This is a genomic window from Gordonibacter massiliensis (ex Traore et al. 2017), assembly GCF_019731765.1.
Lineage (GTDB): Bacteria > Actinomycetota > Coriobacteriia > Coriobacteriales > Eggerthellaceae > Gordonibacter > Gordonibacter massiliensis.
In genome coordinates, this window is sequence record NZ_JAASIO010000020.1 from 1 (window position 1) to 21,883 (window position 21,883).

15 protein-coding genes and 1 pseudogene are annotated in these 21,883 nt (G+C 66.1%); 6 read left to right on the plus strand and 10 right to left on the minus strand.

Annotated features, from left to right (window positions below):
• Positions 1-110 (minus strand): annotated as a pseudogene (locus HCH03_RS16515) (electron transfer flavoprotein); the annotation flags it as partial.
• A 1,132-nt stretch (positions 111-1,242) separates the two neighbouring features.
• Here HCH03_RS16515 and HCH03_RS15730 point away from each other — a divergent pair.
• Entirely contained in the window at positions 1,243-2,028 is a 786-nt protein-coding gene (locus HCH03_RS15730) for an enoyl-CoA hydratase/isomerase family protein (protein ID WP_221690253.1), read from the plus strand.
• A gap of 186 nt (positions 2,029-2,214) precedes the next feature.
• Here the strand turns inward: HCH03_RS15730 and HCH03_RS15735 are convergent, their stop codons facing one another.
• The 8 genes from HCH03_RS15735 to HCH03_RS15770 form a co-directional block, all read right to left on the minus strand.
• Positions 2,215-3,501, minus strand: a complete 1,287-nt coding sequence (locus HCH03_RS15735) for a hypothetical protein (RefSeq protein WP_246600092.1) — start codon at positions 3,499-3,501, stop codon at positions 2,215-2,217.
• A gap of 84 nt (positions 3,502-3,585) precedes the next feature.
• The gene (locus tag HCH03_RS15740) at positions 3,586-4,995 is read right to left on the minus strand and encodes an MFS transporter (protein ID WP_246600093.1); all 1,410 of its coding nucleotides are present in this window, start codon (positions 4,993-4,995) and stop codon (positions 3,586-3,588) included.
• 276 nt (positions 4,996-5,271) lie between these two features.
• On the minus strand, positions 5,272-6,144 hold the full coding sequence (locus tag HCH03_RS15745) for a MaoC/PaaZ C-terminal domain-containing protein (RefSeq protein ID WP_221690255.1): 873 nt from the start codon (positions 6,142-6,144) through the stop codon (positions 5,272-5,274).
• 255 nt (positions 6,145-6,399) lie between these two features.
• Positions 6,400-7,995 carry a crotonobetaine/carnitine-CoA ligase gene (gene caiC, locus HCH03_RS15750; RefSeq protein WP_221690256.1) on the minus strand — a complete coding sequence of 532 codons (1,596 nt, stop codon included), beginning with the start codon at positions 7,993-7,995 and terminating at the stop codon, positions 6,400-6,402.
• A 297-nt stretch (positions 7,996-8,292) separates the two neighbouring features.
• Entirely contained in the window at positions 8,293-9,507 is a 1,215-nt protein-coding gene (caiB, locus tag HCH03_RS15755) for an L-carnitine CoA-transferase (RefSeq protein WP_221690257.1), read from the minus strand.
• 385 nt (positions 9,508-9,892) lie between these two features.
• Complete coding sequence (caiA, locus tag HCH03_RS15760) at positions 9,893-11,044, minus strand: crotonobetainyl-CoA dehydrogenase (RefSeq protein ID WP_080143268.1); 1,152 nt, start codon at positions 11,042-11,044, stop codon at positions 9,893-9,895.
• Positions 11,045-11,166: 122 nt separating this feature from the next.
• On the minus strand, positions 11,167-12,162 hold the full coding sequence (gene aes / locus HCH03_RS15765) for an acetyl esterase (protein WP_221690258.1): 996 nt from the start codon (positions 12,160-12,162) through the stop codon (positions 11,167-11,169).
• A gap of 49 nt (positions 12,163-12,211) precedes the next feature.
• Entirely contained in the window at positions 12,212-13,534 is a 1,323-nt protein-coding gene (locus HCH03_RS15770; RefSeq protein ID WP_221690259.1) for an MFS transporter, read from the minus strand.
• A 299-nt stretch (positions 13,535-13,833) separates the two neighbouring features.
• Between HCH03_RS15770 and HCH03_RS15775 the strand changes: the two genes are divergently transcribed.
• The 5 genes from HCH03_RS15775 to HCH03_RS15795 all read left to right on the plus strand — a co-directional run bounded on the left by HCH03_RS15775 (position 13,834) and on the right by HCH03_RS15795 (position 20,734).
• The gene (locus HCH03_RS15775) at positions 13,834-15,297 is read left to right on the plus strand and encodes a helix-turn-helix transcriptional regulator (RefSeq protein ID WP_221690260.1); all 1,464 of its coding nucleotides are present in this window, start codon (positions 13,834-13,836) and stop codon (positions 15,295-15,297) included.
• A gap of 430 nt (positions 15,298-15,727) precedes the next feature.
• The gene (locus tag HCH03_RS15780; protein ID WP_080143272.1) at positions 15,728-16,915 is read left to right on the plus strand and encodes an acyl-CoA dehydrogenase family protein; all 1,188 of its coding nucleotides are present in this window, start codon (positions 15,728-15,730) and stop codon (positions 16,913-16,915) included.
• Between the two features lie 113 nt (positions 16,916-17,028).
• Positions 17,029-18,264, plus strand: coding sequence for a CaiB/BaiF CoA transferase family protein (locus tag HCH03_RS15785; RefSeq protein WP_221690261.1), 1,236 nt, complete (start codon positions 17,029-17,031; stop codon positions 18,262-18,264).
• Positions 18,265-18,410: 146 nt separating this feature from the next.
• Positions 18,411-20,129, plus strand: coding sequence for a medium-chain fatty-acid--CoA ligase (fadK, locus tag HCH03_RS15790; protein WP_221690262.1), 1,719 nt, complete (start codon positions 18,411-18,413; stop codon positions 20,127-20,129).
• Positions 20,126-20,734, plus strand: a complete 609-nt coding sequence (locus HCH03_RS15795) for a hypothetical protein (RefSeq protein ID WP_221690263.1) — start codon at positions 20,126-20,128, stop codon at positions 20,732-20,734. Before fadK ends, HCH03_RS15795 begins: the two co-directional genes overlap by 4 nt.
• A gap of 113 nt (positions 20,735-20,847) precedes the next feature.
• On the opposite strand, the gene HCH03_RS15800 is transcribed toward HCH03_RS15795, so the two are convergent.
• On the minus strand, positions 20,848-21,774 hold the full coding sequence (locus tag HCH03_RS15800) for a LysR family transcriptional regulator (RefSeq protein ID WP_221690264.1): 927 nt from the start codon (positions 21,772-21,774) through the stop codon (positions 20,848-20,850).
• Positions 21,775-21,883 lie beyond the last annotated feature (109 nt).

Sequence of the window (21,883 nt, forward strand, 5' to 3'; positions counted from 1 at the left end):
TCGTACGTCGACACGGTGCCCTTGGCCTTGGAGTAGTCCAGGGTGCGGTCGGACGCCACCTGGATGTCCTGGTCGTCGGGGACGATCTTGCACGAGACGATGATGTTCACCTTTATGTGCCTTTCTCTTCGGATTCGGAGGCGCTTGCTGCTGCGCTCCGCCCCGTCGCACCCAGAGCTGACGGCGGGGCGGGCTTGATGGATCGCAGTGTGCGCCGCCAGCGAAAAGGCCGCATCGCAAAATCGCTGCTAAAACATCATTACTCAAAAACTAGCGATACTTGAACAGGGGGTTTGCGATGTTTGATCGCATGTGCGAGACAGCACGGCACCTTCCGTCGCAAGGAGGGAACGCGACGGAAGCTGCCGACCCGCGAGCCGACGGAACGAAGCCGCTCTTCGCAACCGCACGGGATCAGGACGGGCCCGTTTATTTCCCTGCGGCATTGAGGCGCAGCAGACGGCCATACGGCGAACGCGCCGGCGCATCGACGGGGTTAGCGGATTCTGCGTCGAACCGCCGTCGACACGGCCGAGCAGGCGCGCGACAGCTCTGATCCTGCGGCAAAACCACCTCCAAAAGCACGAAAATCACCGCTGTGAAGCGCCTCGCGCGAACGATAAGCACGCCGGCATCCCGCTATCTGGGAAAACGCGCGCGGGTCGAGGAAGGGGCGCGTCCGGAGAACGCCCGAAACTCTTTGAAGCTGCAAGAATCGCTTCACAGCGGTGATTTTCGTGCTTTCAAGACAGAATTTCGTGCACATTGCCTCCCAACGTAGTGAAATGCACCGAAGCCCGATGCGCCGCTTACCGCACCGCCAACGTTCGCCTCATTCCCTCAAGCGCCGCCGTTCCAAAACTGCTTTCTCCTTCGGAACAAGTCGGTACGCCCGCCGCACCGAAGGGGCAGACCGCTCAAGGGCAGCGGTTTTCACCCTCCCCCCCCCCGCTCGGAACCCGGCGAGGCCCATGCGGCGCAAGGTGGAAAGCCCCTCTCCCGCATCGTCAAAGCACGTGGCGACGCCGCTACTCATTTTCTTGCGATGCCGCGTTTTTGAGTATCGGCGAATTACCGCGCGCCTTGCGATGCGCGCCTTGCGCGCGAGGCGCATCATTGACGGCAGTTCGCCGAGCGGGCGAAACGCACGACGGCCTTCCCCGAGCTGCAACCGGGACGAAGGCCGAACCGGCCGCACGCCCACCCGGCATCCACGCAGTTTCAAACAATCAAGGAGGAGCAATGGCAGATTACTTCGGCACCGACACCGTCGTATCCGAACTTCGCGAGGACGGCTTGCTGATCATCCGCATCAACCGTCCCGAGGTGGCGAACGCGCTCAACGGCGCGACCTCCAAAGCCATGGAGAACATCATGAACAACGCCGAGACCGATCCCGCGGTGCGCGCGATCATCGTCACCGGCACCGGCAAGGTGTTCTGCGCGGGCGAGGACCTCTCCGAGCTCAGCGAAGGCGGCGAGTGCCAGACCGTGACCGAGCACGGCTTCGGCGGACTGACCGCGCGCCTGTGCTCCAAGCCCGTGATCGCGGCCTGCAACGGCTCCGCGGCTGGCGGCGGCATGGAGATCGCCCTGTCCTGCGACATGGTGGTGGCCTCCGAGCGCGCCAAGTTCGGCTGCACCGAGGTGGGCCTGGGTATCATCGCCTCCACCGGCGGCCTCGTGCGCCTCGCCCGCGACATCAACCGCAAGGACTGCATGGAGCTGCTGCTCACCGGCAAGAAGATCAAGGCCGATGAAGCCAAGGCACTGGGCCTCATCAACTACGTCGTGCCGGTCGAGGAGGTCATGGACAAGGCCATCGAGCTGGCCGAAGAGTGCCTGAAGAACGCGCCTCTGGCCCTGAAGTGGACGAAGTACATCGTGCACGCCGCCGACCAGATGTCCGAAGAGGACGCCATGCGCTACAGCGACGCCGCCTACCGCTTCCTGGAGAAGACCGCCGACGGCATCGAGGGCCCGGCCGCCTTCGTCGAGAAGCGCGAGCCGAATTGGATCGGCAAGTAACTCTCCCGTCAACCCATCCGAGGGCCCCAATCGGCCCGAACCCAAGCCCCCGGGTCATCACCAACCCGGGGGCTTCGCTTTTGCTCCGCCGCGTGAAGGCATTCGCCAAAGCGGCGGGCGTCCCGCTCTTCCCAGTGATCGGGGCGGCGAGGCAGGGGCAAGAAGGGGGCGCGGCGTCCCCTTCTCCTACCGGTCTTCCAGCTCGCCCGTCAGGCGCTCTTTCCAGGTGAGTTTGCGCGGGGCGAACGGGGACGGCAGGGGCACGTCGGCGCGGATGGAGCGCAGGGCTATGTCCCAGAGCGTGCGACGGCCGCCGAAGTACAGGTAGCGCTTCTCCCGTTCGGGCAGCACGGCCTCGTCAACGGAGCCCTCGCGGGCGAAACCGTCGAGGATGGCGTCGCTTTCGCGCTTCGCCTTCGCCTTGCGGTAGGCCACCACGGCGTTCGCCACGAACACGCCCACGGTGTAGGGCAACACGAACGCCTTCACGAGCGCCACCAGGTCGTCCGCACGGTAGCCCGAGAGCGAGGCGGCCTGGCTGCTCAGCACGTCCGCGTCGATGGCGCTTGCCAGCTGCCCGCCCTCGCTCTCGGCCGCCCAACGCTGGACGTCGACCACCCATGCGCCCGCGAACACGATGGCGGCGCCCGAGAACACAACCGCCGCCAGCCCCAGGCCTTTGAACCAGCGCGCGACGCTGGCCATCCAGTAATACGGCACGGTGTAGGCGTACAGCAGCAACAGCAGCGCCGCGAACACGATGGAACCGCCGATGACCACGGCGTCCTGCTGCACGAAGTAGTTGGTGGCCGAGCCCAGCACGCGCTGCACGTCGTAGACCCAGGAGAATCCGTCGGCGATCATCGTCTCGGCCGACAGGCCGAGCGCGGCCACGATGCGCATGCCCCAGGAAAGAAGCACGCTCAGCAGCGCCACGATCACGAAGAACGCCGGCAGCGTGACCGCGATGCTGGCCAAGCCCCGCGCAAGCCCGCTGTCGAAACGCAGCGCCGCGTAGTAGAACAGCAGGAAGCCGCCGAGGAGCACCGCCGCGAAGCCGAGGTACAGCGCGACCGAGCCGGCGAGCTCCGCGCCCGGAACGAGGGCGACCGCCACGCGGAACGCGAGCAGCGCGACCGCGAGGCCCACCACGGAGACGCAGCCCAGCACCCAGGCGCGCTGCAACCGATCGGCCTCGGTGTCGAGGTGCGCGCCTCCGCCCTCGTCCACCAGCTTGACGAATTCCAGGCGGTGGATGCGCCGGGACACGCTCACGGCCTTCCAGGTGAAAGCGACGGCGAAAGGAGCGAACAGCGCGAGGCCCGCCCCTGCGGGCAGCGCGAGGCACAAGGCCGCGAGCAGCACGAGGGGCACGCCCCACCGGTAGGCGCTCCCGAACGGCCGCGCGACCCATTCCCGCAAGCGCGCAGCCGCCGCGCGCGCCGCTCGCTCGATATCGTGGACGATTCCCATCATGCGTCCAGTGTAGGGTTGCACGGCGAAACGGACAAGCAACGGGACCTCAACCGCCCCGTCGGCGGCGGGAACCGGCGTCCCCTACAGCGAGCTCGTCTCGTCGAGGGACTTGCCACGCGTCTCGGGCGCCATGAACACCGACAGCACCAGGCCCAGCACCACCAGTCCGGCCGCCACGAGCATGGTGGGCCCCACGCCGAACGCCGACAGGAACAGGGGCGTTCCGTAGGTGGCCACCACCGTGCCGATGCGCGAGAACGCGATGGCGATGCCCACCGCCGAGGCGCGCACCTCCGTGGGGAACAACTCGTTGGGATAGAGCCATTGCAGGATGCCGGGTCCGCCGCTGAAGAACGCGTACAGGCCGAACGCGATCACCACCACGAACACGGGCGCGTCGGGAAACAGCCCCAGGATCACCAGGCCCACGGCCATGAGCGCGAGCGAGCGGATGAGCAGGGGCCGGCGCCCCATGGAGTTCAGCCAGAACATGGCCGGGATGGAGCCGATGAGGAAGAACAGGCTGACCACGCTCTCGCCGAGGATGGCCTCGTGCCCCGCGCCCAGGCCGAAGGCGGTCATGATCTCGGGGCCGAACGTGTAGATGGCGTACATGGGCGCCACCTGGCAGAGCGTGAGGACGCCCAGAAACACGATGCGCTTGAGGTAGCCGCCGCGGAATATCTGGAGCACCGACATCTTCTTCGCGCCGGCGTCGGACTGCTCGATCTCCACGTCCATGCCGTAAACGCGCTCCATGACGGCGTGCGCCTCCTCGGTGCGGCCCTTCTGAATGAGCCACAGGGGCGACTCGGGAACCCCGCTGCGCCCGATGAGCAGGAAGATGCAGACGGGGATGGGCGACGCCAGCATCCACTTCCAGCCGTCGTCGAGGCTGTAGAGCGCGTACCCCACGACGGCCGCCACCGTGGCGCCCAGATACCACGCGGCCGACACGATGCCCATGTTGATGGAGCGGCTCTTCTTGGGGGCGAACTCGGCGATGAGCGAGGTGGCTATGGGATAGTCGGCGCCGATGAACATGCCGATGAAGAAGCGCGCGGCCACGAGCTCCCAGGGAGCCTGGGCGAACACGCTCCACAGCGAGAACAGGCAGATGGCCACGACGTCGGCGATGAACATCTTGCGCCGGCCGATGCGGTCGGTGACGTAGCCGCCGAGGATGGTGCCGAAGAAGATGCCCACGAGCACCGACGCGCCGATGAGGGCGCTCTGCTCGGTGGAGAGCGAGAAGGCGGGCACGATCTGCGTGAGCGCCACGCCGATGAGCGAGAGCACGTAGCCGTCGAGGAACGCGCCGCCGCTCGCGAAGAACGTGATCTTGCGCAGGAAGGGCGTCATGGACACGTCGTCGAGCGTCTTCTTCACGACGCGCTTCGTGGCGCCGACCACCTCCTCGCCGATCTGCTTCGCGTCGGCCGCGACGGGAGGGCTTGCCACCTGCGTGAGTTTCTTGACGTTCTCGATCATGGTGCTACCGCCTTAAGTCTCGTGATGCGAGACCCCGGTTCGCGGGGCCTTGCGGGGGCGGCCGCAGCCAGCAGACCGCCCCTACGGGGATCGCCTGACGCGTACGAGCGCCAGAGCCTTGCCGATTGTCATCCTGAGCGGAGGCGGCGAAGCCGCCGGAGTCGAAGGATCTTCGAGGAAGACTGCCGCCCTCGGTTGAAAATCCTTCGACTCGCTTCGCTCGCTCAGGATGACAGGGGGGGGTCGCTCCGCTCGCTGAGGATGGCTACCTGCGACTTACTCCCACTCGCAGATGCCGAAGTTCAGGTGGGGCTTGGCGCCGGTCTCGTCGGCGTCGGCGTCGACCAGCTGGAAGCGGATCTCGTTGTCGCCCACCTTCCACATGCGGGTCTGCAGCATGGTGCCCGGCAGCACCGGCGAGGTGATGCGGGTCTTGAAGCGCTTCATGCGCTCCGGCTCGCCCGGGAAGAACGAGCTGATGATGTGGCGCATCGTGAAGCCGCCCAGGCTCACGCCGTGCGCGATGGGGCGCGCGAGGCCCGTCTGCTCGGTGTAGGCGAAGTCGATGTGCTGCTGGTGCCAGTCGCCCATGAGGCGGTAGATGAGCGGCATGTTGAGCGGCATCGTCTCCTCCACCACCGCGTCGGGCGCGCGGTCGGGCATCTCCACGATGTCCTTCGGGGGCTTGGGGCCTCCCCAGCCGCCGTCGTAGATGCACACGTCCCAGGTCTCGGTCTCGCACAAGAGCGTGCCGTCGGAAGAATAGGAGCGCCCGGTCTGCTTCGAGAGGCACCCGCGGCCCTCGCCGCGGTCGTACAGCGCGTCCTGGGTGACGAACGTCTCGATGCGGTCGTTCATCTTGAAGGGCGCGTGCAGCTTGATCTCGAAGCCGTAGTGCAGCGATCCCTCGTAGTTGTAGCCGTAGTCCAGCGTGCGCGTCATCTCCTCGTGCACGGTCAGCGGCACGCCGAAGATGGGCAGCACCTTGAGGTCGGGGTTCGCGGCGTCCCCCTCGTTCACGTACTCGAGGTCCGTCTTCCCGTCGTAGCCCGCGTTGCAGCCGAGCGCGCAGATCTCCAAGTCCTTGAACGTGTACTCCCGCACGAACGGCCCGAACTCCTTGCCCACGATTTCAGTGCTGATTGCCATGATGCCTCTCCTTATCTTGTCGGTGCCGGTTTGAACCGGCTGTTGCATCCTCAGGTGGAACCCGTGGGGGCGATCTCCCGATCGCCCGTTCCGGCGCAGGCCGGAAAAGCAACCGGGGGCCGCGTTCTCGCGCTTCGCGCGAGCGGGCGCTCTGGAGAGCGCCCCTACGGGTTCCACCGGCATCGTTCGTTGCCGATCACCTGCATCGGTCGGTGCGCCCGCCTTCGATCGCCGTCAGCCGCCGCACCCTGCGCCTCATTTCAGCAGCTTCTTCTCTATCTTCATGGAGCATGTGCGGGGGAAGCTATCGACGATCTCCACGTACGAGGGGACCTTGAACCCCGCCATGTGCTCCTCGCAGTACGCGAGCACCTCCTCTTCGGTGATCCGCGCGCCTGCGGCCGGCAGCACGAACGCCTTCACGGCCTGGTCGCGGATGGGGTCGGGCACGCCGATAACGGCGGCTTCGGCGACGAGGGGATGGTCGACCAGCACGTTTTCCAGCTCGGTGGTGGAGATGTTCTCCCCCGCCCGCTTGATCATGTTCACCTTGCGGTCGACGAAGAAGAACCAGCCGTCCTCGTCCATGTAGCCCTTGTCGCCGGTCTTCAGCCAGCCGTCCTCGGTGAACGTGCGCGCCGTGGCCTCCGGGTCGCCCCAGTACTCCTTCATGATGGTGCGGCCGCGCACGCCGCGCACCTGGATCTCGCCGATCTCGCCCGGCGCGCCCTCCCGGCCGTCCTCGCGCATGATGCGCACCTCGTAGCCCAGGCCCGCGCGCCCCACCGACGGCCAGCGGCGCGGCCCGGCAGGCGGGTCGGTGAGCACCCAGCCGATGGACTCGGTGGAGCCGTACGTGTTCATGAGCGACGCGCCGAAGCGCTGCTCGAACGCCTCCTTCTCGGCGTTCGACACCGGCAGGAAGTAGAGGATCTCGCGCAGCGTGTGATTGCGGTCGTCGGACGATGCGGGCTGCAGCATGAGCGTGCGCAGCATCATGGCCACGCACTGCGTGACGGTGGCCTTGAACTCGCGGATCTGCGACCAGAAGCGGCGGGCGCTGTACTTCTCCACCACGATGAGCGTGGCGCCTGCCGTGAGCACCGGCATGAGCGCGGCCAACTGGAAGTTCGAATGGCAGGCCGGCATGGTGGTGAGCAGGCGGTCGTCGCGCGTGAGCGTGACCTCCCAGTCGCCGTACAAGCCGCTGAACAGGATGTTCGCGTGCGTGAGCACCACGCCTTTCGGACGCGAGGTGGTGCCGGACGTGAAGATGATCTCGGCCGCGTCGTCGGCACAGAGGGGCCGCACCTCGGCGAGCCCGGTCGCCGCTGCGGCGCGCAGCCGCGAGAAGTCGCGCAGGGCCTCCTCGCGCCCCAAGGCGGCGCGCGCCTCTTCGACGCCCTCCACGCCGTCGTCGTCGGTGCGCGCGACCAACACGCCCTTGGGCAGATACGGCCCGCTTGCGCGCACGGCGCGGTACAAATCGAGGAACTTCGGCTCCACAACCGCGCAGGTGGCCTCAGTGCGCTCGAGCACGAACGAGGCTTCCTCCACAAGGTACTGCTCGTTCATGGGCACCATGACGGCGCCGATCTTCGCCAGGCCGAACAGGCACATCATGAACTCGGGGCACGTGCACAGCTGCACGGCCACGCGCTCGCCCGCCTGCACGCCCAGGGAAAGGAACACGTTGGCCGCACGGTCGATCTCGTCGTTGAACGCGCGGTACGTGTACGCGGTCGTCGAGCCCGCGCGATCGCGGAAGAGGAGGAACTCGCGCTCGCCGCACGCGGCCACGAGGCCGTCCCACAGGCTGCGCACCGTTTCGTTTCCCACGATGTCGGTCACGTTTCCCACCCTTCCTTCGTTGTGCGGTCGCACGGTTTTCGCGATCTTGCGGGTCGCGGTTTCGCGGTTTCGCGGCTCGCGCGGGGAGCCTTCAGTGCGCTCGCCGCGCGGTTCGTCGTTGGCGCGGGGCACCGCGCCGGGCGGCCAGCAGGCAGCCCCTACGGGGACCGCCGGCGGGTTGTCGGCGCAGGCCTCGCCCGCAGGGGGGGGGCAACCGGCGGGTTGTTTCGGTTTCGCCGGTTGCCGCGATACCGCCGGGCCGCCCTCCCCTGCAGGCGGCCCGGGGAGGCCCGGGTGTTACTCGCTCGTCTTGATGACGCCGGCCGCTTCCAGCTCGGCGATCTGCTCAGGGCTATAGCCCAGCTTCGTCAGCACGTCGACGGTGTCGCCGCCCTGGTTCGGCATGGGGCGCCAGATCTGGCCGGGGTTGTTCTTGAACTTCGGGAACACGCCCAGGCCCTTGAACTCCTGGCCGTCAGCCGTCTCCCAGTTCTGCCACACACCGCGCTGCTCCAGGTGGTCTTCCTTCACGAGGTCCTCGAACTCCATGACCACCTGCACGGCGATACGATGCGCCGCGAAGTCCTCCTCGATGTCGTACTTCGAACGCTCGAGGCAGTAGGCGTCGAACGCCGCCTCGATCTCCTGGGCATGCGGGTTGGACAGCCACAGGCCGCTCGTGTCCTCGGGGATGTCCTCGGTGCCCCACAGGTGCCCCAGGCCGATGGCCTCGAGGAAGTACTTGTTCTGGTCGACGCCGTACAGGCAGATGCCCAGGAAGCCGTCCTTGCACTGGTACTCGCCGATGCCGCACAGGTTCTGGTTGCGCGCGCCGGGACGGGGCCACTTGATGCCCTCGTTCAGGTAGTCGACCAGGTAGTACTGGCCGATGGACAGCAGCGTCTCGTACATGGCCAGGTCGATGGACTCGCCCTTGCCCGTCTTGGCGGCGCGGTAGAGCGCGGCCAGCGACGAGGAGGCGATCATGAGCGTGTTGAAGTAGTCGCCGGCGTAGGGACCCGGGTTCATGGGCTGCTCCTGCGTGCCGTTCTGGCTCAGGTAGCCGGAGTACGCCATGACGGTGAGGTCGTAGGCGGCGCGCTTGACCATCTTCGGGTCGCCCGTCTGGCCGAAGCCGGACACGTGCACGATGACGAGCTTGGGGTTGATCTCCCACAGGACCTCGTCGGTCACGCCGTGCCGGGCGTAGGTGCCGCCCTTGGAGGCTTCCATGAAGATGTCGGCGTCCTTGACCATCTCGAACAGGATCTTCTTGCCCTCGTCCGAGAAGTAGTTCAGCGACACGGAGCGCTGGTTGCGGCGCTCGGCCTGCTTGATGTAGGGGGTGTCGCGGATGGTGTCGCCCGCGCCGGTGTTCTCGAGCCAGGTGACGTCGGCTCCCCAGTCGGCGAGCAAGTCGCACGCCTTCGGGCACGCAAGCTCGACGGCCGAGTAGACGACCTTCACGCCGTCGAGGGGACCGTAGGACGGCTTTTCGGTGGGAAGTGCCATGGTGTTTCCTCCTTGATCGATAAGGGTAGTTTTCATCCCGAACAGAAGCCGAAGGCTCCCGTTGTCTTCCCGAGCGGAGCGCTCAGCGCTCTCCCAGCCTGTCATCCTGAGCGGAGCGCGCAGCGCGGAGTCGAAGGATCCCGTTTGGCGTGAGCCGTGGGATTCCCTGCTGGCGCCGCACGGGATCCTTCGACTCCGGCCTACGGCCTCCGCTCAGGATGACAGGCGGGTGGCCTGCCTTCATTCAGGATGACAGGCGGGGACCTTCGCTCGCTCAGGATGACAACAGGTGGTGCTTCGGTCGTTCGGGTAGGCAAGGTGCTTCGCCGGTTGATGGCAAGGGCGGGGCCCTTGCCTTACGGTCGACCGGCGAGTTCTCGCTTGCCTACTTCTGCTTGTACTTGATGGAGGCGCCCTTGGAGGTGGCGAGGATCATCATCTCGTCGGTGCCGCCGGAGACACGGTCGACGCGCAGGTCGCGCCAGATGCGGTTGATGCGGTGCTCGCTGGCCACGGCGATGCCGCCCATGATCTGCATGGCGTCGTCGGTCACCTCGAATGCGGCGTTGGCGCAGTAGTACTTGCACATAGCGGCGGCGGCCGGGTCGAAGTTGCCGTCGTTGTTGTCGGCGTTCCAAGCGGCCTCGTACAGCATGTTCTTCATGTTCGTGAGCTTGATGCACATGTCGGTGATCTTGATCTGGTTCAGCTGGAAGCGGCTGATGGGCTTGCCGAAGGCGATGCGGGTGTTCGCGTGCGCCATGGCGTCCTCGAACGCGCTGATGGCGGTGCCGTAGTCGCAGGCGCCCACGAGCCAGCGCTCGAAGTTGAAGTCGGACACGCCGCGCATGAAGCCGTTGCCCTCCTTGCCGAAGATGTCCTTCTCCTCAAGCTCCACGTTGTCCATGTACACCTCGCAGCAGCTGTCCATGCGCAGGCCCAGCTTGGTGAGCGGGGAGAGCTTCACGCCCGGCTTGGACATGTCGAGGAAGAACTCGGTGAACATGCTCTCGTCGTCGGCGTTCTTCGCCATGATGACCAGGTACTTCACGCCCGCGGACGACGTGATGAACGTCTTGGTGCCGTTGAGGTAGATCTTGCCGTTCTCGCGCTTGTACGTGGTGGCCAAAGCTCCCACGTCGGAGCCGGCGCCCGGCTCGGTGCAGGCGGAGTTCCAGATCTGCTCGCCGGAGCCCAGCGTGGACAGCACGGCCTCGATCTGCTCCTCGGTGCCCTCGCGGATGACGGTCTCGAAGCCGGGCAGCTGGTAGAGCACGTAGGTGGGGGCGCCGTACTTGCCCAGGATCTCGTACACGGCCATGAGCGTCACGCAGGGCTGCTCCAGGCCCAGGCCGCCGTGGCTCTCGGGGAGCATGATCTGGTCGAAGCCCAGCTCGCACAGGCCCTTGACCCAGCGCAGCGGGTACTCGTGCTTCTCGTCGCACTCGTGGAAGTACGTCTCCCAGTTCTCGCTCTCCATGTACTCGCGGTAGCTGTCGACGATAAGCTCCTGCTCGTCACTCAGTTTGAAATCCATGGTGCCAACCTTTCCTTGTCGGATATCGGCGCGGCTTCCCCGCCGCGCCGCCTTGCCTGTCGTTGCGGCCGTTTCGGGCGCTGCCGCCCGGGGTGGCCCCCCCCTCGCGCCGTTCGGCGCGGTTAGAGCCCCAGCTGCTGGCGATAGAACGTCGCGGCGTGCTCCAGCGCGTCGTTCGCCTCGTCGAGCATCTTGGTGTAGTGCAGAAACGCGTGGATGACCCCTTCGAACACCTCGTAGCGCACCGGCGTGCCGTACTGCTCCAGGATGGCCGCGAGCGTGGCCGAGTCGTCGCGCAGCGGGTCGAACTCCGCCGCCGCGACGTAGCACGCCGGCACGTCGCGCGTGAGGTCGTTCAGGAACAGGTTCGCGTAGCGCGCCCGGGCGAGCTCGGCGGGGTCCTCGGCGTACAGGCCCAGGTACCACTGCCAGTCCTCCTCGGTGAGCCCGTCCCACGCGCCGCCCAACAGGCGCATGGACGACGAGTCCGTCAGGCCGAACCAGCCGTAGAACAGCAGCAGGCACTTCACGAAGCCGCTGCCCCCGCGCTCCTCGCGCAAATACAGCGTGGCCGCCAGGCCCAGGTGCGCGCCGCCCGAGTCGCCGGCGAAAGCCAGGCGGTCGCCGTCGATGCCGTAGGCGGCGCCGTGGACGTGCAGGTGCTCCGCCACGGCCGCGACCTCTTCCACGGCGCTCGGGTACTTGGCCTCGGGCGACAGGCGGTAGTCCACGGCCGTAACCACGGCGCCGGTCTTGTCGGCCAGGATGCGGCAGACGCGGTCGTGCGTGTCCAGGTTGCCCAGCACGAACCCGCCGCCGTGCGCGTACACGATGCCGGGGGTGGCGGGCTCTCCCGCCGCGCGGCCCGCGGCGGCTTCCCGGGTGGGATAGTAGTACCGCACCGGGATGTCGCCGTGGGGGCCGCGCACCGAAGCGTCGAGCGTCTCGGCCATGACCGGGCCGCCCTCGGCCCAATAGGCGCGGCCGGCCACGTAGTTCTCGCGCATCTGCTCGAAGCCCGCGCTCGTGTCGTTCGCATCGCCTGCCAGCTCGTCCTCGCGGGCCAGCACGGCCTTCATCTGCGGGTTGATCTTCGCCAGCACGTCGAGCTTGTTCATGGTCGCGTCCTTTCCGCGTGAGGGTTTCCGAACCGGTTCGTCCGAGCCCTTACGCCTTGGCGGAGGACGGGTCGGCGTCGATCGCCGGGGCGGCCTGCTCGGCGGCCAGGTTCTTCTTCATGGCGCGGCGCGTCATGACCAGGCAGGCGCAGCCGAGCACGGCGAAGACGATGAGCACGATGAAGATGGTGTTGAAGGCGTCGGCGCCCTGGGCGTCGATCATGCCGCCGAACCAGGTGTGCACGAACACGTCGGGCATGAAGCCGACCACCGACAGGATGCCGGAGGCGGTGCCGAAGATGCCCATGGGAACCTTGGCCTCCGTGAGCGGCGAGGAGCCGATGGAGAAGGCGCCGTAGGTGACGAAGCCGAGCACCACCACCAGCACGGCGACGGCGATGACCATGGCCTCGGTGCGCGGCAGCACCATGAAGCAGACCAGCACGACGGCGCTCGCGGCGAAGAACAGCAGGATGGACTTGGAGGGGCTCTTCAGCTTGTCGGCGAAGAAGCCGGCCACCGGACCCGCCACCAGGCCGATGCCGTAGGTGCGGATGAGGCCCACGATGGACACGATGGCGACCGGGGCGGCGAAGCAGGTGGTCATGAACGGCGTGGTGTAGGTGACGCCCTGGTACACGGCGTACACGAAGAAGTACGCGAGGCAGGCCCAGATGACGCCGGGGTGCTTGATGGCCTGGACGACCTCGCCGAGGCTGAACATCTTGGCGTCCTTGTTGATCTCGCCCTTGAAGTTGGGGATGAAGATGAAGGAGGCCACGGCCAGAAGCGCGATGAGCACGCCCAGGAACACGAGCAGCACCTGGATGCCCTCGGAGGGGATGGGGATGGCGGAGATGATGGCCGTGTTGATGAAGCCGATCACGAGGCCCGCGGCGCCGTAGATGGAGTAGCTGATGCCGATCTTGGAGGCGTACTCGTCCTCGGCGCAGCACAGGCGCACGATCTTGAAGCGCGTGCCCCACCAAATGAGGATGGACGTGATGCCGAAGCCCACGAACAGCACGTACATCATGGTGAGCGATGGGAGCATCGCGTACACGAACGTGAGCAGCGCGGTGCCGCCGAAGCCCACCCACGACAGCGTGCGCATGCGGATCTTGTCGGCGATGATGCCGGATGGCAGGTAGCAGATGACCGCCGCGATGGCGTAGCAGGACACGAGCGCGCCCAGGTCGGCGTTGGTCACGCCGAGGCCTTCCATGAGGGGCTCGTAGAACACGTTCTTCAAATAGATGGGCGTGTAGATGATGGAGGATCCCATCGACACGAGGATAAGGAGGAACCACTTGTGGATCCCCGTGAGGTCCTTGTAGGTGACCTCCCCCTTGCTTTTGGCAAGCAACGACATTGCGCTTTCCTTTCTCCTTGCAGTTGTCCGGCCCCTGCCGCCCGCCGGTGGCTCGTTCGCGACGGTGGGCGGCAGGTTCCGGGCCGATGAGCGCATTCTGTTCGCGAGCCGTGTTTTTGCCATCGCAAATTCTCCATGAACAGCCGAATACTTACTTTTTTGCGAGGCGTTACCGTAGAATTGGTGATAGGTTCTCACTATGAGTAGCGAAGGCGGCCCGCCGTCGCGCACCGGCGGTTCGGGCAGGTAGGCAGCATCGTCAACCATCGCAAAACCGAGAACGAAGGGTGGGCGCGTCCATGGCGAACCAAGCGGAAGATCTCAAGGGTCAAGGCACGAAGCCGGCAGCGTCGTTAACGTCCCTCGCCGCCCGTCCGGCGGCGAAGTACGTGGGTTTCGCGCTGCTTCTGGCGTGGCATTACGCGCTGTGGTTCGCGCCGCACGTGTTCACGCACACCGAGCTTTTGGACGAGCGCGTGACCGTCTCATGGCTCGTGAACCTGGGTGCCACCGTGCTGTTCCTGTTCCTCATCGCGCTCGCGCTGGGGCGCAAGCGGCACCTCTCGTCGTTTTGCTGGCTCGGCCACGTCACGCCCGTGCTCATGGCCGCCGCCACGCTCCTGCTGTGCGTGGCGCCGTTCTCGCTCACCGTGCCCGGCGTGGCCTACCTGCTTTCGTTCTTCCTGGGCGCGGCCGAGGCCGTGATGTGGATACTCTGGGGCGAGCGCTACGCGTGCGTGAAGGCCAACTTCTCCATCAAGCACATCGGCACCGTGTTCGGCTTCACGCTGCTCGCCTGCGTGGGCCTGGCCCTGGCCCTGCCTCCCGTGGCGTCGGCGATCTTCGTGGCGCTGCTGCCGCTGGCGTCCGGCGGGCTCTTGACGCTGGCCCGGCGCGACGGCGCGCGGTCCTTCCCGCCGCTGCTGCCGAAGAACGCCGCGCACGGCGGCTTCAAGAGCATGGTGGTGGTGTGCGGCATCTCGTTCGTGGCGTCCGTCGCCGCCTACTTCCTGGCAGCCGTCATCCCGTGGGAGGAGCTGCCCACCCGCGAGGTCAGCTTCACGTTCGGCATCATGGGCGGGGCCGTGCTCATGCTGGGCATAGCCGGCATCTGCATCGCGTCCAAGGACAAGGTGAACATATTCAAGCTGTACCCCTGGCTGCTCGTGTTCGAGATCGTGGCGTTCACGCTGTTCATGGCCGACGGGGCGCTGTACTTCCCCGCCTTCATCATGGCGGTGGGCATCTCGTCCATCTTCGAGATACTCCTTATCATGTACTTCGGCATCTTGACGTCGAAGGGCTACAACACCCCGGCGCTCGCCTTCAGCTTCTCCGGCGGCTTCGTGCGCGCGGGCATAGCCGTGGGCAACACGCTGGCGGTGGCCTACGAGCACGCGCCCGCCGTGGCGCAGGCCGTGACGCCCGAGACGTGCCTCGCGTTCATCTGCGTGCTGGCGGCGCTGCTCATTCCGCTCGTGCGCCAGGAGTTCAGCATCCTCGCCCTCACCGCCGCGCCGCCCTCGAAGGCCGAGGTGGACGAGATCTGCATCGAGGTGGCCAAGGAGTTCTCGCTGTCGGCGCGCGAGCGCGAGATACTGGAGCTCATCGCCCGCGGCTACACCACGAACACGATATCCGTGAAGCTGGTCATATCGCCTTACACGGTGAACACCCACATCCGCCACATCTACGAGAAGATGCAGATACACAAGCGCAGCGAGCTGCTGAACTACATCAACATGCAGCGCAGCGACTTCTAAGAGCCGATCGCCGCCCTGGGGTGCGGCGATCCCGCCATCGCGCGCCATACTATCCGCAGAAAAGGGGGCTTCGAGCCCCCTTTCGCTTTTCCAGCTAGCTCGATCGTCGTTTGTATTTACCCATATTCGCCGTTCCGTGTAAAAGCCTTTGGCCAAGATGCGGCAGATCGATCCCCTCAGATCGGGAAAAATGAGGCGTCAAACGGCTCGCTCGCCGCCGAATCCATACCGCTCGCCGGCAGCGACCCCCCTTCCCACCTTGGGTTTTTCTTCTCGCCTGCCAATCGATAGACGGGCTCTATCGATTGCGCCGATTCGCGTCGCAACGCCAATTGGACGCGCCCGACCGGCCGGGCGCAGAATGACGGCATCAAGCGACGGGGTTCGCTGAAAGAGACAAGGCTCGTCAACCTTAAGGAAAGGGGTTCACATGAGCAAACTGACCGACGAGGAGTTCCAGGCCTACCTCAAGCAGATCCGCGAGCTGGCCGAGGGTCCGCTCGAGGAGATGCAGCCGGAGATCGAGGTGACCAACAAGTTCCCGCAGGAGTTCTACGACCTCGCCATCAAGAACGACCTGTACCGCTTCGCCCTGCCCGAGGAGTACGGCGGATGGGGGTTGAACGAGCAGCAGATCCTGCAGGTTCAGGAAGAGTTCTCCCGCGGCCCCGGCGGCATGCGCATGCACCTGCACTACGCGGCCGACCTGAACTGGCGCATCCTGGACGACTACGGTTCGGACGAGCTCAAGGCCCAGTACATGGACAAGTTCCAGGACAAGACCATCTTCACCTGCTTCGCCCTGACCGAGCAGTCCGGCGGCACCGGCGCCGACATTCACACGACGGCCGTGAAGGACGAGAACGGCGACTACGTTCTCAACGGCGAGAAGTGGCTCATCTCCCACACCGACTGCTGCGAGTTCGCCTACGTCATCGCCGTGACCGACGAGAGCAAGACCGGCGACGAGCGCCTGTCCGCCTTCTTCGTGCCCGTCGACACCCCCGGCTACGAGACCACGCCCATGCCCCACATGATGGGCGCCCGCGGCGCGGCCCACACCGGCCTGAAGTTCACGGACATGAAGCTCGACAAGAAGTACCTGCTGGGCAAAGAGGGCCAGGGTATGGAGATCGCCATCCACTCGCTGTCCGTCTCCCGCGCCCACATCGCCGCCTCGAACCTCGGCATGTGCCAGCGCATGCTGGAGATGAGCCTGGCCCGCGCCAACGACCGCGTGACGTTCGGCAAGCCCATCGCCTCGCGCCAGATGATCAAGCGCGAGCTGGCCGAGATGCAAACCTACACGCACGCCCTGCGCTGCATGGTGCGCGACTTCGGCAAGGAGTACGACGCCGACCCGAACGGCAAGTACATCGAGGAGAAGGCCGCCATGTGCAAGCTGTTCTCCATCTACTCCACCCGCATCGTGTCCGACGGCATGCTGGAGATCTTCGGCGGCGACGGCTACTTCGAGGATTCCCCGTACGGCCCGGTCGAGCGCATGTACCGCGACGCCCGCGCCATGTGGCTCGAAGAGGGCGCCCCGAACGTCCAGCGCATCACGATCGCCCGCAACTGCCAGAAATTCGGCGGCGCCGTGGAGTACCAGGACTAGCCCTACCGCGATACGAGTCGCACCGGAACAAACTCCTACAGCGAAAGGGCTGTCCCCCTCACCGGCGGATGGCCCTTTCGCCCTAACTCAGCCCGCTTTGCAAGGAGGTCTTGATGAAACCGTTAGAGGGAATCAAAGTGGTCGACCTGACCAGCTACCTGGCCGCCCCCACCACCGGGCGCGTGCTGGCCGAATGGGGCGCCGACGTGGTGAAAGTCGAGTCGTTCGGCGGCGACCCGGCGCGCCGGCAGGCCGGCGTGTTCAACATGCCCATGTCCGATGACGAGAACCTGGCGTTCGATTTCGCGAACCTCGGCAAGAAGTTCATGACGCTGAACCTGAAGAGCGACACGGGCCTCGAGGTCATGATGAAGCTCCTGGCCGACGCCGACGTGTTCCTCACCAGCAACCGCACGAAATCGCTCGTGAAGATGGGGCTGGACTACGACACGCTGCACGAGAAGTTCCCGCAACTCGTGTACGCCCAGGTCACCGGCTACGGCGACAAGGGTCCCGAGAAAGATGCGGCAGGTTTCGACGTCACGTGCTACATGGCGCGCGGCGGCGTGTTCGGCACCACCGTGAACCGCGGCGACGCGCCCCTCATCCCCACGAACGGCCTCGGCGACTTCAGCGTGTCCATCTTCGTCGCAGCCGGCATCGCCGCGGCGCTGTACAACCGCACGCGCACGGGCGAGGGCGACCGCGTGAGCGTGCCGCTGCAGCACGCGGGCCTCTACACGCTGTCCACGGGCATCATCTCGGCGCAGTACGGAAACGTCTACCCCAAGAACCGCCGCGAAGTGCCCAACCCCTTCAACAACATGTACTGCTGCTCCGACGGAAAATGGGTGTGCGCCTGCCTGCCCGAGTACGATCGCGATTTCGACAAGATGTGCACGGCGCTCGAGATCGACCCGGCGGAGTTCTTCGCCATCGACCCCGAGGCGAACATCTGCGCCAAGGTGAACGAGAAGAACCTGAACCAGCAGGTCATCGACCTGCTCGACAGCCACTTCAAGAACTACACGCAAGCGCAGGTGCTGGCCACCTTCAAGGCGAACGACATGCCCTGCGAGCCGGCCGCCACGCCGAACGACATCTACGAGGACGAGAACTGCTGGGAGAACGACATGCTCGTGAAGATCCCCTACCCCTCGGGCGATCGCGTCATGGCCACGAGCCCCATCCATTTCAACTCCATGCCGGGCGCGCCCGAATACAAGAACTACGGCAACATGGGCGCCCAGACCGAGGAGATCATGGCCTCGCTCGGCTACAGCGAAGACGAGATCAAGGCCGCTGCGGAACGCGGCGACGTGCGCGGCAGCACGTCCATCTTCGCGTAGCGCACGCGGCGCGACCGGGCTCCCGAAGGCGGATCCTCCTTTACGCCTTCGGGAGCCCCGCACGCCTTCCAGCTCGTTTCGGCATGCGCGCAACCGGGCGCGCATGCCGAAACGAGGGGCTGGGCAGACCGAGCGAGGAGACGGGGATGATCACGGATCTGAAGATCAACGAGGAGCGCAAGCGCCTCTACTACGAGCGAGGTTACTGGGGCGTCGAGACGTTGGGCGACGTTTGGAACCGCCAAGCGAAGGCGTGCGCCGACCGCGAGTACGTCGTCGACGACCGCGGGCACCGCTACACCTACGCCTACGTGGACGACGCGGCCGGACGCCTGGCCTCATGGCTGGCGGACGTGGGCGTCGAGGAAGGCGACGTGGTGAGCTTCCAGATGCCGGTGTGGGCCGAGTTCTGCATCGTGTACGTGGCCTGCCTCAAGCTGGGCGCCGTCATGCACCCGCTGTCGCGCGCCTTCAACGAGCGCGATCTGCGCTTCGCCCTCAACCAAGTGGGCAGCGCCGCTTTCGTCTGCCCCGCCACGTCCCGCAACTGCCGCTACGATACGCAGATCGCCGCCGTCCTTGCCGACGTCCCTTCGATCAAGGGGGTGGCCGTGTTCGACCGCGACAAACCGGCCACCGCGCCCTTCCCGCTGGTCGAGCGCATCCTGGAGGAGTACGAGCCCCTCTCGAAACGTCCCGCCCTCACCACGTCCGACCACGTGGCGCTCATCCTGTCCACGTCGGGCACGACCGGCAAGCCCAAGGCGGTGCTGCTCACGCACAACAACCTCATCTACTCCGAACGCGCGTTCACCAGCGAGTTGGAGCTCACGGCCGACGACGTCATGTTCATGCCCGCGCCGCTCAACCATGCCACCGGGTTCAACCACGGCCTGATAGCCCCCCTGCTTTTGGGAGGAAAAGCCGTGCTGCAGGAGAAGTTCGACGCGAGCGCCGCCATCGACCTCATGAACGCGGAAGGGGCGACGTGGTCCATGGGCGCCACGCCCTTCATCTACGACCTTTTGGCCTGCATCGACGCGACAGGAAAGCGCCCGGAAAAGCTGCGCTTCTACCTGTGCGGCGGAGCGCCCGTGCCCGGCTCCATGGTGCGGAGGGCCCGCGAGCAGGGCATCGTGCTGTGCGAGGTGTACGGATCGACCGAAAGCTGCCCCCATGTGTTCGTGCCGCCCGCCTACGCGCTGGGCTGGAACGGCGCGTTCTCGGGACGACCGTTCAAGGGCGTGGAAGTGCGCGTGGTGGACGAGCGGGGTCGCGACGTGGCGCCCGGCGTGCAGGGCGAGGAGCTCTCGCGCGGCCCGAACGTGTTCGTGGGCTACCTGGGGAACCCGGAGGCGACCGAACGCGCTCTCTCGGACGACGGATGGTTCGCCAGCGGGGACCTGTGCTCCATGGACGAGCGCGGGCGCATCCGCATCAACGGGCGCAAGAAGGAGATCATCATCCGCGGAGGCGAGAACATCAGCGCGGTGGAGGTTGACGAAGCGGTGACCGGCTGCCCCGGCATCGGCGACCACGCCACCATCGGCGTGCCCGACGCACGCTTGGGCGAGCGCATCTGCCTGTTCGCCGTGCCCACGGGCGATGTGCGCCCCGGCGTGGCCGAAGTGGCGGCCCATCTCAAGGGCAAGAACGTGCAGAAGAGGCTGTGGCCCGAGCGCGTGGAGTACATCGACGCCGTCCCCCGCACCGAGAGCGGCAAGGTGCGCCGCAACCAGCTGTTCGACGAACTGGCCCTGCGCTTGGCGAGCGCGGCGGGCGCGAGGACGGGAGCGGCGACGGGAGCAGGCGGCAAGGAGCAGACCGACGCCCCCGACAACCGTCCGGAAGGAGCCGCGCTATGAGCGATCGCACCTACAGCGCAACCCGCACGAAGGCCACCTGGAAGCCCCGCGTGATCGACGTCGACCCTCCCCTGTTCCGCTGCGCCGCCTGCGGCGCGGTGTTTTTGGGAGTGGCCGGCAACCGGCCGGCTTCGTTCAGCGGCACGGGACGCACGCTCGTGGGAGAGCCCCCCTACGCGCACCTGGACGCCGCGCCTTCGTGCTGTGGGCGACCCATGGAGCGGCTGCAGGCCGTGGACGCGGAAGAGCTGCCGCCGGGCATCGAGCTCGACTACGCCATCGTGGGCGGCTACAACAACAACGCCGTGAAGCTGTCCTGGCGCATCGAGCGCGAGGGTTGCTCGCTTTCCTGGGCGGCGCTCAAGACGTTCACCGGCGTCCAGCTGTCCTATGTCATGCCGAAGAAACGCTCGCCTTTGGTGTTCGCGCTGGCCGACGAGGACGCCTACGCCTATTGCGACGAGGATCCGTGCCTCGAATGCATCTTCATGTGCAAGCGGGGCTTCGTGTTCTTGGCTTACGTGGAGGGCTTCGGCCTCGTGCGCCTGCCGCTCGAACGCGCCGTGGCAACCGGCACCCGCGGAGGCGCCGCCTCGTCGTCCTAAGCGAAGCGACCTCCCGTTTTGTCATCCTGAGCGAGCGAAGCGAGTCGAAGGATCTTCAAGAAGAAAAGCCTTCCTTTGCCGAAGATCCTTCGACTCCGGCCTTCGGCCTCCGTTCAGGATGACAGAATCGGTTCTTCCGTGCTGGGGACGGCTCCGGGAGGAGGCGTGAAGTCGGCCGCAAGCTCCAGGAACGACTCCACGGCGCGGCTGCGGAACTTGTCGCGCTTGTACACCATGTAGATGCGGTGGAAGTCGCGCGGCACGTCGCGCAGCGGCACGATGGAGATGCCGCTGAACGACTTCAACCCGATGGAAAGCGTGGCCAGCCCGCACAGCGTGGGATCGGACGCCACCATGCCGCCCATGGTGATCTCGTCCTCGTACTCGCGCACGGCGGGCAGATCGTACTCGGCCAGCACCTCGTCGACCTCTTCGCCGATGGGCGTTCCGGTGCGGTACGTGCACACCGTGTAGCCGTGCAACTCGTCAAGCGAGAGCGACGAGCGGTTCGCCAGCGGATGGTCCTTCGACATGAAGGCCACCAACTCGTGGGACACGGCATGCTCGAAGCACAGATCGGGTTTGTTCGGAGCCTTCGCGGCGAACACCACGTCGTAGTCGTCTCGTTCGAGGCCCTCGATGAGCGGCAGCGAGAAACCTTGGAACATGTTGATCTTCACACCCGACCCGTACACGGCGCGATATGCCTTGATCAGGCTCGGCAGGTAATCTCCCTGCACGGTGAAGATGGCCCCCACGTTGATGACGCCCACCAGGTCGTCGTTGTACTCGCGCGCGAGCTCGATGCCGCGGTCGATCTCCTGCAGGCCGCGTTTCACGCACTCGTTGAACTCGCTGCCGAACCTCGTAAGGCGCACGCCGCGTCCCTGGCGCTGGAACAACGGCGCGCCCAGCTCCGCCTCGAGCGCCTTGATGGCGTGGGTGAGCGAGGGTTGCGTGATGTAGAGGTCGCGAGCCGCCTGCGCGTAGTGCTGGAGCTCGGCCAGCTTCACGAAGTAACGCAGATGGGAGAGGTTCATGGCAGGCCCGTCCTTGTCGGTCGAGTGGATGCGCTTCCCTTGAACTGCACGACTTGCCTCCTCTTCGAGGCCCTGCCGGATGCGGGCGAGTAGAACACGCTGTCGCCTA

Coding starts and splice junctions, on each gene's coding strand:
- HCH03_RS15730 (WP_221690253.1), top strand. CDS start 1,243: ATGGCAGATTACTTCGGCACCGACACCGTCGTATCCGAACTTCGCGAG.
- HCH03_RS15735 (WP_246600092.1), bottom strand. CDS start 3,501: ATGGGAATCGTCCACGATATCGAGCGAGCGGCGCGCGCGGCGGCTGCG.
- HCH03_RS15740 (WP_246600093.1), bottom strand. CDS start 4,995: ATGATCGAGAACGTCAAGAAACTCACGCAGGTGGCAAGCCCTCCCGTC.
- HCH03_RS15745 (WP_221690255.1), bottom strand. CDS start 6,144: ATGGCAATCAGCACTGAAATCGTGGGCAAGGAGTTCGGGCCGTTCGTG.
- caiB (WP_221690257.1), bottom strand. CDS start 9,507: ATGGCACTTCCCACCGAAAAGCCGTCCTACGGTCCCCTCGACGGCGTG.
- caiA (WP_080143268.1), bottom strand. CDS start 11,044: ATGGATTTCAAACTGAGTGACGAGCAGGAGCTTATCGTCGACAGCTAC.
- aes (WP_221690258.1), bottom strand. CDS start 12,162: ATGAACAAGCTCGACGTGCTGGCGAAGATCAACCCGCAGATGAAGGCC.
- HCH03_RS15770 (WP_221690259.1), bottom strand. CDS start 13,534: ATGTCGTTGCTTGCCAAAAGCAAGGGGGAGGTCACCTACAAGGACCTC.
- HCH03_RS15775 (WP_221690260.1), top strand. CDS start 13,834: ATGGCGAACCAAGCGGAAGATCTCAAGGGTCAAGGCACGAAGCCGGCA.
- HCH03_RS15780 (WP_080143272.1), top strand. CDS start 15,728: ATGAGCAAACTGACCGACGAGGAGTTCCAGGCCTACCTCAAGCAGATC.
- HCH03_RS15785 (WP_221690261.1), top strand. CDS start 17,029: ATGAAACCGTTAGAGGGAATCAAAGTGGTCGACCTGACCAGCTACCTG.
- fadK (WP_221690262.1), top strand. CDS start 18,411: ATGATCACGGATCTGAAGATCAACGAGGAGCGCAAGCGCCTCTACTAC.
- HCH03_RS15795 (WP_221690263.1), top strand. CDS start 20,126: ATGAGCGATCGCACCTACAGCGCAACCCGCACGAAGGCCACCTGGAAG.
- HCH03_RS15800 (WP_221690264.1), bottom strand. CDS start 21,774: ATGAACCTCTCCCATCTGCGTTACTTCGTGAAGCTGGCCGAGCTCCAG.